This is a genomic window from Litoreibacter halocynthiae, from assembly GCF_004365635.1.
Classification (GTDB): Bacteria; Pseudomonadota; Alphaproteobacteria; order Rhodobacterales; family Rhodobacteraceae; genus Litoreibacter; species Litoreibacter halocynthiae.
Map to the genome: position 1 here is coordinate 407,024 of NZ_SOBH01000001.1, position 13,388 is coordinate 420,411.

The window sequence follows — 13,388 nt, forward strand, 5'->3', positions numbered from 1 at the left end:
TCGCTACTTCTTGCCCGGCGTGCCGTCGAACTTCTTCTCCATGTCCGCCCAGCAATCAATGTAGTCATCCTGAAGCGGCGCTTCTTTGCCCGCGAATTGGGTCAATTGCTGCGGGAAGCGGGTCTCGAACATGAAGGACATAGTGTTGTCCAGCTTGTCGGGGCCAAGGTTGGCGTTGGACGCTTTCTCGAACGCTTCACGGTCAGGACCATGGGGCAGCATCATGTTGTGCAGGCTCACGCCACCGGGAACAAAGCCCTGCGGTTTCGCGTCATACTCGCCGTAAATGTTGCCCATCATCTCGGACATGATGTTCTTGTGATACCATGGGGGGCGGAACGTATCTTCCATGACCATCCAGCGTTCGCGGAACAGCACAAAGTCGATATTCGCCGTGCCGGGCTGGCCTGAAGGGGCAGTCAGAACGGTGAAGATGGAGGGGTCAGGGTGGTCAAACAGAATCGCGCCGACGGGACAATAGTTCCGCAGATCGTACTTATAGGGCGCGTAGTTGCCGTGCCACGCCACAACGTCGAGAGGGCTTTGCCCGATCTTGGTCTCGTGGAATTGGCCACACCATTTCACTGTGACGGTCGACGGCACTTCGCGGTCCTCATACGCCGCTACGGGTGCCTTGAAATCGCGTGGGTTCGCCATGCAGTTGGCACCAATAGGACCACGGCCCGGAAGCTCAAACTTTTGACCGTAATTTTCGCACACGAAGCCGCGCGCAGGCCCATCAAGCACCTCGACGCGGTAAACAAGGCCGCGCGGAATAATGGCGATTTCTTTGGGTTCAAGGTCAATGATCCCCAGCTCGGTTGCAAAGCGCAGGCGGCCTTCTTGCGGCACCACCAGCATTTCGCTGTCGGCAGAGAAGAAGTATTCGTCCTGCATGGACTCTGTCACCAGATAGACGTGAGACGCCATGCCGACTTGAGTGTTCACGTCACCCGCCGTTGTCATGGTGCGCATGCCTGTCAGCCATGTCAGCGGCTCATCTGTGTGCGGGATCGGATCCCACCGGTACTGGCCAAGCGATGTGACATCGGGGTGAATGTCCGGGGCGGAACGGAAATGCGGCAGGTCGACCTTCTCATAGCGGTGGCTATGTTTCACGGACGGACGGATGCGGTAGCACCACGTCCGCTCAGGCCGAACATCGGTAAAGGCGGTGCCGGACAACTGCTCGCCATAGAGACCATAGTTGCACTTCTGCGGGCTGTTCATGCCTTGGGGCAGAGCGCCGGGCAGGGCCTCGGTCTCGAAATCATTGCCGAACCCGGGCATGTAACCGGGATTGGTCAGGGAGCCATCAGCTTGGACTAAGGGGCTGGTAACTGCGTCTTTCATTGGCGGGTCTCCTCGTATGTGTGATGCGCCGCACCGAAGCGATCTTCAGTGCGGTTGCGAATGCTCAGGTATCTTTCTCAAGCTCTTTGGCGTGCAACCAGTCCGCGTGCTTGGGGGCTTTCTTGGTCTGCGACCATTCTTCCAGCATATCCCATTTCACTTCGTCCATACGCGCCAGCATTGCTTCCTCTTCGGGATCGGGGCAGGCCAGCTCGACGCGGTGACCGCTGGGATCGAAGAAGTAGATCGAGTGGAACAGCGAGTGGTCGGTGATGCCCAGAACCTCGACGCCATTGGCCTCAAGATGCTCTTTGAATTCGATCAAGGTATCGCGGTCTTTCACCTTGAAGGCGATGTGCTGCACCCAGACCGGCGTGTTGGGATCGCGGCCCATTTTCGGCTTTGTCGGCAATTCAAAGAAGGCCAGCACGTTGCCGTTTCCCGCATCCAGAAACAGGTGCATATAGGGGTCCGGCTCATGGGTGGATGGAACCTTGTCCTCGGCAATCGCCAGAATAAAGTCCATGTTCAGCATCTTGCCGTACCATTCGACGGTTTCTTTGGCATCGTTACAACGGTAGGCAACATGATGAATTTGTTCGATTTTCATTTGATTTTCCTTTCCGAGCAGACAGATAGGTTGAGATTTAGGGCGCGACCACTTGGCCGCGCGGGTCTACATTGCCCCGACCAGCCACAGCGACAGCGAGGGGACGAGGATCAGCAGGGTCAAACGCAAAATGTCAGCGACCCAAAACGGAAACACACCTCTAAAGATCGTGCCCAGCGAGACGTCTTTCAAAACGCCCTTCAGCACAAAAACATTCATGCCGACAGGTGGCGTGATCAAACTGATCTCGGTGGCGACAACCACGACAATGGCAAACCAGATCAGCGCGTTTTCAGGGTCCAGCAGCAGCTCGTTGGCGAATTGCAGCTCAAACATCAGTGGATAGAACACCGGCACTGTCAGCAGGATCATCGACAGGCTTTCCAGCACGCAGCCAAGGACCATGTAGACCACGATGATAAAGGCGATAACCGCCCAGACGGGAAGTTCGTTGTCGACGACGAACCCGGCTAACGCGTCGGGCAGACCTGCAAAGTTGATGAAGTTCGTAAACAGCTCGGCACCGATGATGATGGCAAAGATCATCGCTGTGGCCCTGACACTGTCCATCGTGGCGTCAAAGAATTCGCGCCACGACATAGTGCGCAATACAGCCGCGATCACGACGGATGCACCGGCACCCATACCCGCCGCCTCGGTCGGGGTAAAGAACCCGCCATAGATGCCGACCATGATAAACAGGAACAGGCCCAGAACGCTGAACAGGCCAATCATATCGGTCCGGGTGAGGGGTTCGGGGTCAGCTTGCTTGGGGGCCAGCGCGGGGTTCAGCCGCACGGCTACCATCACCGCACCCAGATAGAGCGCAACCCCGATTATTCCGGGGATGATGCCCGCAATGAACAGCTTGGCGATGTTGGTTTCGGTCAGCAGGCCGTAGATGATGAGGATGACGCTGGGCGGGATCAGGATGCCCAGCGTGCCGCCAGCCGCAATCGACCCGGTGGCAAGTTTGTCGTCATACCCGAAGCGCCGCATGGACGGCATGGCGACCTTGGACATGGTTGCGGCAGTGGCGAGCGACGATCCGCAGACCGCAGAAAAGCCGCCGCAGGAAAACACGGACGCCATGGCCAGCCCTCCGCGCATTCGGCCAAACAGGCGGTTAGCCCCCGCGAACAGGCCCTGTGCCACACCTGATCCGGCCAGAATGTTGCCCATGAAGATGAACAGTGGAATAACCGACAGGCTGTAGGAGAGCGCGGTATCAAAGGCCACTTGGCCTGTCATTGCCCAAGCAGGCTCCCACCCGCGTAATAAGGCAAACCCGATGCCGCCGACGGCCGACATTGCGAAGGCAATCGGAACCCGCAGCAAGATGAGCGCAAGTAAAACGGCAAAACCGATCAGTGATTCAGTCATGGTGCGCCCTCTAAATGATCCTCGTCACCGGGATGGTCGAAAGGCGGCTGCACCCCGCGCAGGAACGCGATAAATGCCGATAACAGGCAGGCTGCGCCCGCCAAGTAGCCAAAGGGCGCGAGGGGGATTTCCAGTGCGTTGGTCACCGCCCCGTCTAATGCAGAGTGGTAGGCGTGGGTGAATAGCCGCCATGAGAATGTCGCCAGCAAAGCCGCCGAGAACAGTCCGGCAAAGGCCGACAACCACCGCTGGGACCGTGGGCTAAGCGCCATGTTTAGCAGATCAACCTCGACATGCTCGTTGCGTTCCGTGGTCAGGGGCAGGGCCATGAAGACGAGGGCCGCAAGCAGCAACTCCGTCATCTCGAAAGCGCCTGAGAGCGGGGCGTCAAGGAAGTAGCGCCCGATCACGTCGATGCAGGTGATAAGGGCGAGCACAAGCAGAATAACCGCGGCACCGACCCCAAGAGTCCGGTTCAGCAAAAGGCCGATATCCAGCCCCCCGTCCTGAGGGGGCTGGTTTGGAAACCGGTGTCGCAGCTTTTCCATTGCTTAGTAGTCCACGCCGGATTGCTTACGCATATCTGCGAGCGCCGCGACGCCGTCATAGCCGTCACCACTGATCGCTTCGGCCCATGCCGCTTCGTGCTTGGCAGCGAGCGTCTTGATGTTGGCAAGAACCGCGTCGGGTGCGTCATAAACTTCGATGCCAGCGGCGTCGATCGCGTCCAGCGCTTTGGTATCGGCATCATTCCACGCGGTGCCCACAAGTTCGGCAAACGCTTCGCCGGAGATGGCGTCAATCGCGGCGCGGTCCTCTTCGGAAATCTCGTTCCACTTGCCTTCGTTCATCACCATGAACCATGTGGTGTTATAGATCCCGCCGGGAACCCGCATGGAGTATTTGATGTCGTCGGTCAGTTTGAACGCGGTCAACGCTTCGTAGGTAAATGTAACGCCGTCAATCACGCCGCGCGACAGCTTCTCGTAGACCTCAGTCGAGGACATGAAGAGCGTCGTGGCTCCCAGATCGGTCAGCAATTCCGATACATAACCGCCGGGCACACGAACTTTCAGTCCGGCAAAGTCTTCGGTTTTTTCGATCTTGCGCGCGTTATTGTGAAAGATGCCCGGCCCATGAACGAACAGGCCCAGCAACTTGACGCCTTCGTGCTCTTTCTGGGCTTCAAGTGGTCCGGAATAAACGTTCCAGAACGCCTTCGACCCAGATACAGCATCGTCCCCGATGAACGAGAACTGGCCGATGCGGGAGCGGCTGAACCGGTCGTCGGTAGTGAAAGAGTGCAGGCCATAAGTTATGTCGGCGATCCCGTCGGCGGCCATATCGTAGTGAGAGGGGGGTGGCCCCATTGGCTTTGCCAGAACCCGCACGGTAACGCGGCCTTCGGTGACTTCCTCGACCTGTTTGGCCCAAGGCTTGATCGCGCCCACCACGATTGGATGCCGCGGGGGCAGCCAGCTTGAAAGGGCCAGTTGGGTTTCGGCAGAGGCGAGTGTTGCAAAGCTGGTGGTCGCGAAAGCGGCCCCAGCAAGCAGCGCGAGCATTTTGTTCTTGATTGTCATTAGTGTAGTTCTCCCTTGAAGTTTTTTTATTCTGCGGCTTTTGCGAGGGCTTCGTTGAGCACCTCGCGGTCGCCAATATGATTGGCGAGTATCAATATGAGCCGCGCATTGAAGGCATCGCTTTGGGTTTTGGACATCCCGTCATGAGCGTTCAGTAGCGCCTCATAAAAATCATCTGGCCGGTCGATATTCGCTTTGAGGTTCAGAGTGCTCATATCAGTTGTCCTTTCCGGTCGCGCGGCGCAGGGCTTGCCGGACTGATGCCTCGTCGAAGCTGGTCCAGCGCGCGGCGACATGCTGATCCGGACGGATCAGATAAACGGCGGAGCCAGCGTCACCCAGATAGCGCGCGGCCAGTTGACCGGACGCATCGTCTTTGGCTGATACCGCGACGCGGCGGATGGTGATGCCGTCTTCTTCCAGAGTGTCCGGCGCGTCTGCGTCAATCGTCAGCAGGGTGAAATCATTTCCCAAATGGCACAACAGGAACCCGTCACCCAACGGGGCATCAGGGCAGGGGGATCCGGGGCGTGTGCGGGCGGGTCCAGCCAGTGCATCGGCAGAGTTCAGCGCCGAACCATCATAGGTGCAAGGCACGCTCAGTCGGCCAGAGTTGACCAGGGGACGGGCGAATTCATGATGTTCGCTGAGGGTCAGAACAGCGTCACGGAAGATGTGGCTGATCTCGGATTTCGGCGTGATGAAATCGGTGGAGCGCGTGGAGTTCAGGATGTTCTCGTCCGCGCCGTAGACCCGCTCTGTGTCATAGCTGTCCAGCAGCGTTTCAGGTGCCTTGCCCTTGATGACCAATCCCAGTTTCCAACCCAGATTGTCGGCATCCTGCATGCCCGAATTTGCGCCGCGTGCCCCGAAAGGTGACACCTGATGTGCCGCGTCTCCGGCGAACAGGACAGGGCCAGAGCGGAAATGCTCCATCCGTTTGCACTGAAAGGTGTAGATCGAGGACCAGACCATCTCGTATTCGACATCTGGTCCCAGCATCGCATCCAGCCGTGCGCGGATGTTTTCTTCTTTCATCTCTTCGGCGCGATCGACGTCCCAGCCGATTTGGAAATCAATGCGCCAAACGTCATCGGGCTGCTTGTGCAGCAAGGTAGACGCCCCCGACTTGAAGGGCGGATCGAACCAGAACCAACGCTCGGTCGGGAACTTGGTGTTGCCCTTCATCTTGATGTCGGCAATCAGGAAGCTGTCCTGAAACACCCGTCCGGTGAAATCCAGACCCAACATCCGCCGCAGCGGAGAGGCTGCCCCGTCGCAGCCAATCAGCCAGTCAGCCTCAAGCGTGTAGGGGCCGTCGGGGGTCATGACTGTCAAAACGACGTGATCGTCCTTGACCTGCACCGTATCAACGCGGTTCTTGCCGCGGATTTGGATGGGCGCTCCTTCGGCCTGCAACGCGCGGGCCCGTTCAATCATGAACTGCTCGAAATAGGGCTGCTGCATGTTGATGAAGGCGGGGAATTTGTGGCCTTCCTCGGGCAGAAGGTTGAATTCAAACACCTGTCGGTCCTGATGAAACACCTTGCCGACGTTCCAGACAACGCCCTTATCCAGCATCTCGTCACCGCATCCGTAGCGGTCCGCGATCTCAAGGCTGCGCTTGGCAAAACAAATCGCCCGACTGCCCATTCCGACGCCTTCGTGGTCGTCCAGCACCAGCACCGGAATGCCCTGCCGCCCCAGATCAAGAGCCGTGGCGATGCCCACCGGGCCGCCGCCCATGACGACAACGGGATGACGTACTGGCGCCTCCTGATCCTGATCGGACGAGCGCTCATAAGGATAGGCCTTGAAGGCCAAAGTATATCGGTCGTCAAACATAGTAATGCATCCTCCCTTGGGGCGTTTTAGCCCTGCAATGCGTCCCACATCTCCAGATCGCGCTGCGCCGTCCAGATGCGCGGCGTGTCAATCCCGCGCGCTTCGTCGTAAGCGCGCGCAACGTTGAACGGCAGGCAGTGCTCGTAGATCGCATAGTCCTTGAATTTCGGATCGCAGACTTCGCGCACCGCGTCCCATGCGTCTTTCAGGCTGCCGCCTTTGGCGGCGACACGCGCGGCCGGAAAATAGGTGCTTTCAACGAAATCGCGTGTGTTTTCCAGCGCCGCGTTGACCATGTCTTTGCCGACCAGCGCGTCACCGCGCCCCGGCGCAATCGCGTCCACATCGAAGGATGCGATGTTGTCGAGCGTATGGCCCCAGTCGCCGAAATGGCCATCGCCGCAATAGCAGGCGGAATGGTATTCCACGATATCGCCGGTAAACATGACGTTCTCGTCGGGGACGTGAATGACGATATCACCCGCCGTATGTGCCCGGCCCAGATGCATCAGATCAACGCGGCGGTTGCCCAGATAGACGGTCATGCTGTCGCTGAATGTGGTGGTCGGCCATGTCAGGCCGGGGATGCTTTCGTGGCCTTCAAACAGGCGCGGGAAGCGTTGAAACTCGCTGTCCCAGTCTTCTTGACCACGCTCCACGACCATGGCACGGGCGGTGTCGCCCATGATGATCTGGTCCGCACCAAAGGCCGACGCGCCCAGCACACGCACGGCGTGATAGTGGGTCAAAGCCACATGGCTGATCGGCTTATCGGTGATCTCGCGCACCTTTTCGATCACTTTGTTTGCCAGCCGTGGGGTGGCCTGTGCTTCCACGATCATCACAGAATCGTCGCCGATGATCACACCGCTGTTGGGGTCACCTTCAGCGGTAAAGGCCCAAAGCCCGTCGCCTACTTCTGTGAAGCTGATGTTCTTCTCACCCATGTCTCCTTGAGATGCGAATGCTTTGGCCATGGGTGATTCTCCTGCTTTGGATTGACCCGGATCATACGCTACGGGTCAGTTGCTGTTGGCTGTCGCCTGCCGTAAGGTAAGCGAAATCGTTTCATTGGAAACGTTTTCCTTGCATGAAGCAATAATGTCAATATCATTTCTTATGAAACGAAAAGTCCGGAACTTGTGCCGCCATGAAATCCGACGATTTTAACCTATCATATTTTCTGCCTTATCAGCTTGCCATTCTGTCGTCCCGTATCAGCAAGCTGCTGTCGAAGGTTTACGGTGACCGCTACGGTCTTTCGATCCCCGAATGGAGAGTGCTTGTGCATGTGGCACGACGCGAAAAGATGTCGGTTCGCGAAATCCACAAATGCGTTAATTTTGAAAAGCCTACGGTCAGTCGGGCCGTGTCCAAGCTGGAGGACACTGGGCTGGTTGCCAAAACCGCAAGTGAGCAAGATCAGCGGTTGGTTGAGATCGAATTGACCGAGGCAGGATTTGACGTGCTGAAGGGCATCACCCGCGAGGCCCGCTCGTTTGAGGAGAATATCTTAGGCGAGTTCTCCGAGGCCGACAGGCATCAGTTATACGTCTTGATGGAGCGTCTGCATGATGCGTTGGACAAGCACCCTGAAGCTGCGAATCGTCCGCCCATGGATATTGAGGCACGTAGTGATCTGCTTGGGTGAGGCGACATCAATACGACACTCGCGCGCCGCAGCACGTCAAATGTTCACAACTTGAGGAAACGGATTCATGACTGACCTGACTGGCAAAACGGCAGTGATAACAGGTTCGACCTCTGGCATTGGGCTGGGGCTGGAGCGCGGGTTTGCGCAAGCACGCGCAAACGTGGTCATGAACATCACCGGGACAGCAACATGAGGGCTGGCAAGGTCGTTTCCGCCGCTGAGGCCGCAGCTTTGGTTAAAGACGGCGATACCGTCACCACGTCCGGCTTTGTCGGGATTGGTGTGCCTGATGAATTGCTCGCTGCCATTGAGGCCCGATTTCTGGAAACGGATCATCCGCGCGACCTGTCGCTGGTTTTTGCCGCAGGGCAGGGCGACGGCAAGGATCGTGGACTGAACCGGCTGGGCCATGAGGGACTGCTGAAACGTGTCGTCGGCGGCCATTGGGGTCTGATCCCGAAAGTCGCGAAGCTGGCCACCGAGGGTAAGATCGAGGGCTGGAACCTGCCCCAAGGCGTGATCAGCCAGCTTTACCGCGATATTGCAGCGGGCAAGCCGGGGATGTTGTCGAAGGTGGGTCTGGAAACTTTTGTTGACCCGCGACAGGGTGGGGGGGCGATCAACTCCATCTCTATGGACCCTCAGGTCGAGCTGATGGAGATCGGTGGCGAAGAAATCCTGTTCTACCCGTCGCATAACCTGACCGTGGCGCTGCTGCGCGGCACCACCGCCGACGAGGCAGGCAATGTCACGATGGAGCGCGAAGCCCTGACCATCGACAACCTTGCGCAGGCCATGGCCGTCCATAATGCGGGCGGCGTGGTCATCGTTCAGGTTGAACGCGTGGCGCGGGCGGGGTCACTGCCTGCGCGGGACGTCCATATTCCGGGCATTCTTGTAGATGCCATTGTCGTCTCCAAGCCTGAAAACCACCTGCAAACCTACAGCACGGCCTTCAGCCAAGCCTTTACCAACCGCATCAGCCCACCTGCGGGCGAAATCCCTGCCTTGCCGCTGGATGCCCGCAAGGTGATCGCCCGTCGCTGTGCGTTCGAGTTGCCGGTCAACGGCGTGGTCAATCTGGGCATCGGGATGCCCGAAGGGGTCGCCTCGGTCGCGGCTGAAGAGGGCCTGTTGGAGCATCTGACCCTGACGGCGGAGCCGGGTGTGATCGGTGGACAACCCGCCTCGGGGCTGGATTTTGGCGCGGCGGTCAATACGGACGCGGTGATCCCGCAGAACAACCAGTTTGATTTCTATGATGGCGGTGGCCTTGATATGGCCTGCCTTGGCCTCGCGCAGGCGGATGCCGTGGGCAACGTGAACGTGTCGCGGTTCGGGCCTCGGCTTGCGGGGGCGGGCGGATTTATCAACATCAGCCAGAACGCCCGCGCGGTGGTGTTCGCAGGCACCTTCACGGCGCAGGGGCTGGATGTGCATATTGGCGAAGGCGGGGTCGAGATCCGCAAAGAGGGGCGGGCACGCAAGTTCCTTGACCATGTGGAGCAGATCTCGTTCTCGGGCGCGCGTGCCGCACGGCTTGGGCAACCGGTTCTTTATGTAACGGAACGCTGCGTATTCGAGCTGACGACAAATGGTTTGGAGTTGAAAGAAATCGCCCCCGGGATTGATCTTGATCGCGATATTTTGGGTCTCATGGACGTGCGCCCGATTGTGAATGAAGTAAGCCTCATGGACGCTCGCATCTTCCGTAATGGCGAGATGGACTTGCGCACCGATCTTCTGCATCTCGATCTGCCGGACCGCATTGCGATTGATCCTAATCTAGGTCTGCTGTTCCTTAACTTCGAGAAAATGCGCATCCGCACGCTCGACGAGATCAAACTTGTTGAACGTCTGGTGTCGGAAGCCTGTGTCGCATATGGCAAACCGGTCGATGTTGTCGTCAACTACGATGGATTTCGCATTGATGAGGTGCTCGAAAGCAACTGGGCCGAGATGGTGAACGGCCTGACAGAGCGCTTTTACCGAAACGTATCGCGTTACTCTGGCTCGGCTTTCATGCGGATGAAACTGGGTGAGGTTTTCCCCGATGCGCGCACCCACATCTACGAGAGCAGGGAAAAGGCGAGGTCTTTCCTTGGGTCTAACGGGGCATAGTTGCTGAACAGCCCGTCGGTGCGCGGCTGTTCATCACGTTGGTGAGGTAAGGCCTTCGGCGCCCGCCGCTAGGTTGTCCCCGATTGTCTTGGCGGCGAGGCTGAGGCGCTCAAGATGCGCGCCAGCTACGGCTTCCACGCTAGACCGTTCGGCAAGCCAAACCAGATTTATTGCACCGACGACCCGACTATCTGCCCGAATAGCAACGCCGATCGCGCGGGGAATCCCGCCATAGTCGACCGCACGCCCCCAATACCCCGCCTCCCGGGCGGCATAGCCATTCTTTCGCATATCCCTAAGTTTCTGCGGGAAGCTCAATGTCGCCTCCCGATCCTTCCCGCTAGTGTGCCGAGATAACTCGGCTGAAAATCTGGCGATGTCGTTCGCCTCCAGTGCGCCGAGAAAAGCGCTTCCCAAGGCGGATCGAAACGGCGAGGGGCGGTATCCGATGCAGTCGGGGAAAATACCGTGACGAGAAAATTGTCGTGTTGTGTCGACGATCTCCACGCGCCCGTCTCCTATGGAGGCCGCCAAATCCACGCCATGACCGGTGTGTTCGGATAGTTCGACGATCTCTGCCTTGCCCGCTTCAATCAGCGCGCCAATCGAATCCGGCTCACCGCCCAAGTGCGGAAATCCGGGGCCAATCCGGTACCTGCCATCGCTACGGCTTTGGGACAGCCACCTTTGGCTGACCAGCGTTGCACAAATCCGCAATATAGTGGCTTTGGGCAGATCAGTTCGGTCCGCCAAAAAGGCTAATGAGCTTACGCCATTAACCGAAATGGCTTCGACGATCTTCATGCTGCGCTCGACAGAGCGATTTAATTTGGCCATCTTCGTTCCACCTAGTGAAACGAAAGTTCGACCAGAAACCAATCAATGTCTAGCATAAATAAAACGATGATATGTGGCGAACCCTAACGACACCGCAGCCGCCAGACAGCGTTAAATAGGGAGAACACGATGCCAAACAGGCTTTCCTCGTCCGTGAACGGATTGAATCTGGCGTTGGCTAGTTTGATCATCGTCGTGGTTTTTTACGTCTCTGTTTTTGGTGTGTTCAGCGAATCCTATCTTCGCGTGGGCATGTTGCTGGTCGGCGGACTGTTGATCCTGCTGTCGCAAATCGAGCGAAGCGAAAGCCCCATAGGGAAGCTGCTGGCATTGGTCGTCGCGGCCTGCCTTAGTGTCGCGGTCTATCAGTATTTTCGAGCAGCATCCGAGATTGAAACCGGGCTGTATTTCCTGACATCAGCGGATATCTGGCTGGGTCTGTTGGGCCTGATTGCCGTGATCGAGCTGACGCGCCGGTCGGTGGGAATGGTCATGGCGGCGGTCGCGGCCATCGTTCTGATTTACGGCGCTTTCGGGCATCTTGCGCCCGGATTCATGCGCCATGCGGGGATGACCTCGGAAGAACTGGTGCAAGTGCTGTGGTTTTCCTTTGATGGTGTGTTCGGTCGGCCTATGGCAACCGTTGTCTCGACCATCCTCATCTTCATCATCTTTGGCGCGGTTCTGGAGCTGCTGACAATTGATCTGGTGCTGGTAAAACTCGCGCTGGCCGCCACGGGTCGCGTGCGGTCCGGGCCTGCCGCTGCGGCCACGGTCGCAAGCGGGTTGTTCGGCACAATTTCAGGAAGCGCGGTTGCCAACGTCGTCGGAACGGGTGTGATCACGATCCCCTTGATTAAGAAGCGAGGCTTCAAGCCGCATTTCGCGGGCGCGGTGGAAGCCGCCGCGTCAAGTGGCGGGCAAATCACGCCGCCGATTATGGGGGCGGTGGCCTTCATCATGGCGGACGTCACGGGCCAGCCTTATCTGACGATCTGTGCCGCCGCGACCATTCCCGCAATCCTGTATTATGCTGGGCTGTTCATGTCGATCTCCAGCGCCGCGCGGGACATGGACCTTGAAACCGCGGAGCAGCCGAAGTTGAATTTTGCGTGGCGTGAAGTCGCTCAGATTATTGTGTTCATGATCTCGCTTACGGCCATCGTCGTCGCCATGGTTGGGGGCTCGTCACCCGCCTATTCCGGCTTTATTGGTGTCGCCTTTGCGGCCGTCCTTGGGTTCGCGTTGAAACCCGATTTGCTCACCAACATATCGTCGTGGCTAAAATTCGTCCGCTCTGCCGGAATGATCTCGGCCCAACTGGTGGTGATTGTTGGTGCAGTGGGCATCATCATCGGCATCTTGAACCTGACCGGCGTTGGATTGCGGTTCGCGTCGCTTGTTGCCAGCTATGCCGAGGGGCAGTTGGTCGTATCGCTGCTGCTTATGGCCCTTGCCTGCCTGTTGCTGGGCATGGGTATGCCGACGGTGCCAGCTTATCTTATCATTGTTCTCGTGATGGGACCGGCGCTGCAGAAACTTGGCGTGCCGATCATTCACACCCACATGTTTGTTCTGTATTTCGGCGTTCTGTCGGCGGTCACGCCGCCGGTCGCACTCGCGGCCTTCGCCGCGGCACCCATTGCGGGGGCAGGCGCGATGCGCACCGCGGTCGAGGCCTCGCGTCTGGCCTTGCCGGGCTTCGTGATCCCATTCGCGTTCATCTACCAACCCGCAATGCTTTTGGGCACGGGATATGACCTGAAGGATTCAGCACAGTCCATTCTGTTTGTTACGCTTGCAGTGCTGCTGATCTCGCGGGCTTGCTACCCGGCCAAAGGGAAAAAACGCTACGTACCCGTAGGGCTTGCTCTTGCGATGGCGCTCTTATTCTTCGGACCTTGGGTCTCGTGGGTCGCTGTCGCTGCCACCATTGCACTGTTTTACTTGGTCAGGTTTGGAAACTTCCTGATCCCAGAAAATTCATGATCCAGAGGAGGAT

The 13,388-nt window shown here is 58.1% G+C and carries 12 protein-coding genes and 1 pseudogene; 4 read left to right on the forward strand and 9 right to left on the reverse strand.

The window, feature by feature from the left end; translation table 11 throughout:
- Positions 1-3: 3 nt before the first annotated feature.
- From hmgA to BDE40_RS02085, 8 genes are all read right to left on the reverse strand, one after another.
- A complete protein-coding gene (hmgA, locus tag BDE40_RS02050) occupies positions 4-1,353 on the reverse strand; it encodes a homogentisate 1,2-dioxygenase (protein WP_134012373.1) in 1,350 nt (449 codons plus the stop codon).
- A gap of 64 nt (positions 1,354-1,417) precedes the next feature.
- Complete coding sequence (locus tag BDE40_RS02055; RefSeq protein WP_134012375.1) at positions 1,418-1,963, reverse strand: VOC family protein; 546 nt, start codon at positions 1,961-1,963, stop codon at positions 1,418-1,420.
- Between the two features lie 66 nt (positions 1,964-2,029).
- Positions 2,030-3,346, reverse strand: coding sequence for a TRAP transporter large permease (locus BDE40_RS02060; protein WP_134012377.1), 1,317 nt, complete (start codon positions 3,344-3,346; stop codon positions 2,030-2,032).
- Positions 3,343-3,894, reverse strand: coding sequence for a TRAP transporter small permease (locus BDE40_RS02065; protein ID WP_134012379.1), 552 nt, complete (start codon positions 3,892-3,894; stop codon positions 3,343-3,345). Before BDE40_RS02065 ends, BDE40_RS02060 begins: the two co-directional genes overlap by 4 nt.
- 3 nt (positions 3,895-3,897) lie before the next feature.
- Positions 3,898-4,929, reverse strand: a complete 1,032-nt coding sequence (locus BDE40_RS02070; RefSeq protein ID WP_134012382.1) for a TRAP transporter substrate-binding protein — start codon at positions 4,927-4,929, stop codon at positions 3,898-3,900.
- 26 nt (positions 4,930-4,955) lie between these two features.
- Positions 4,956-5,144: a DUF2783 domain-containing protein gene (locus BDE40_RS02075; protein ID WP_134012384.1), complete on the reverse strand. Its 189-nt coding sequence runs from the start codon at positions 5,142-5,144 to the stop codon at positions 4,956-4,958.
- A gap of 1 nt (position 5,145) precedes the next feature.
- Positions 5,146-6,774: an FAD-dependent oxidoreductase gene (locus tag BDE40_RS02080; protein ID WP_134012386.1), complete on the reverse strand. Its 1,629-nt coding sequence runs from the start codon at positions 6,772-6,774 to the stop codon at positions 5,146-5,148.
- 26 nt (positions 6,775-6,800) lie between these two features.
- Complete coding sequence (locus BDE40_RS02085) at positions 6,801-7,751, reverse strand: MBL fold metallo-hydrolase (protein ID WP_134012388.1); 951 nt, start codon at positions 7,749-7,751, stop codon at positions 6,801-6,803.
- Between the two features lie 173 nt (positions 7,752-7,924).
- Here BDE40_RS02085 and BDE40_RS02090 point away from each other — a divergent pair, with 173 nt between their 5' ends.
- From BDE40_RS02090 to BDE40_RS02100, 3 genes and pseudogenes are all read left to right on the forward strand, one after another.
- Positions 7,925-8,425 (forward strand): MarR family winged helix-turn-helix transcriptional regulator, encoded by a 501-nt coding sequence (locus tag BDE40_RS02090; RefSeq protein ID WP_134012390.1) that lies wholly within the window; start codon positions 7,925-7,927, stop codon positions 8,423-8,425.
- A 67-nt stretch (positions 8,426-8,492) separates the two neighbouring features.
- Positions 8,493-8,600 (forward strand): annotated as a pseudogene (locus BDE40_RS02095) (3-hydroxybutyrate dehydrogenase); the annotation flags it as partial.
- 17 nt (positions 8,601-8,617) lie between these two features.
- Positions 8,618-10,549, forward strand: coding sequence for an acyl CoA:acetate/3-ketoacid CoA transferase (locus BDE40_RS02100; protein ID WP_134012392.1), 1,932 nt, complete (start codon positions 8,618-8,620; stop codon positions 10,547-10,549).
- Between the two features lie 33 nt (positions 10,550-10,582).
- Here the strand turns inward: BDE40_RS02100 and BDE40_RS02105 are convergent, their stop codons facing one another.
- Entirely contained in the window at positions 10,583-11,386 is an 804-nt protein-coding gene (locus tag BDE40_RS02105) for an IclR family transcriptional regulator (RefSeq protein ID WP_134012394.1), read from the reverse strand.
- A 129-nt stretch (positions 11,387-11,515) separates the two neighbouring features.
- Here BDE40_RS02105 and BDE40_RS02110 point away from each other — a divergent pair, with 129 nt between their 5' ends.
- A complete protein-coding gene (locus tag BDE40_RS02110) occupies positions 11,516-13,375 on the forward strand; it encodes a TRAP transporter permease (protein WP_134012396.1) in 1,860 nt (619 codons plus the stop codon).
- Positions 13,376-13,388: the final 13 nt, after the last annotated feature.

What these genes read in the sequence shown, in the direction of transcription:
- BDE40_RS02090 (WP_134012390.1), top strand. Translation starts at nt 7,925, where the DNA reads ATGAAATCCGACGATTTTAACCTATCATATTTTCTGCCTTATCAGCTT.
- hmgA (WP_134012373.1), bottom strand. Translation starts at nt 1,353, where the DNA reads ATGAAAGACGCAGTTACCAGCCCCTTAGTCCAAGCTGATGGCTCCCTG.
- BDE40_RS02055 (WP_134012375.1), bottom strand. Translation starts at nt 1,963, where the DNA reads ATGAAAATCGAACAAATTCATCATGTTGCCTACCGTTGTAACGATGCC.
- BDE40_RS02075 (WP_134012384.1), bottom strand. Translation starts at nt 5,144, where the DNA reads ATGAGCACTCTGAACCTCAAAGCGAATATCGACCGGCCAGATGATTTT.
- BDE40_RS02105 (WP_134012394.1), bottom strand. Translation starts at nt 11,386, where the DNA reads ATGGCCAAATTAAATCGCTCTGTCGAGCGCAGCATGAAGATCGTCGAA.
- BDE40_RS02100 (WP_134012392.1), top strand. Translation starts at nt 8,618, where the DNA reads ATGAGGGCTGGCAAGGTCGTTTCCGCCGCTGAGGCCGCAGCTTTGGTT.
- BDE40_RS02110 (WP_134012396.1), top strand. Translation starts at nt 11,516, where the DNA reads ATGCCAAACAGGCTTTCCTCGTCCGTGAACGGATTGAATCTGGCGTTG.
- BDE40_RS02080 (WP_134012386.1), bottom strand. Translation starts at nt 6,774, where the DNA reads ATGTTTGACGACCGATATACTTTGGCCTTCAAGGCCTATCCTTATGAG.
- BDE40_RS02085 (WP_134012388.1), bottom strand. Translation starts at nt 7,751, where the DNA reads ATGGCCAAAGCATTCGCATCTCAAGGAGACATGGGTGAGAAGAACATC.
- BDE40_RS02060 (WP_134012377.1), bottom strand. Translation starts at nt 3,346, where the DNA reads ATGACTGAATCACTGATCGGTTTTGCCGTTTTACTTGCGCTCATCTTG.
- BDE40_RS02065 (WP_134012379.1), bottom strand. Translation starts at nt 3,894, where the DNA reads ATGGAAAAGCTGCGACACCGGTTTCCAAACCAGCCCCCTCAGGACGGG.
- BDE40_RS02070 (WP_134012382.1), bottom strand. Translation starts at nt 4,929, where the DNA reads ATGACAATCAAGAACAAAATGCTCGCGCTGCTTGCTGGGGCCGCTTTC.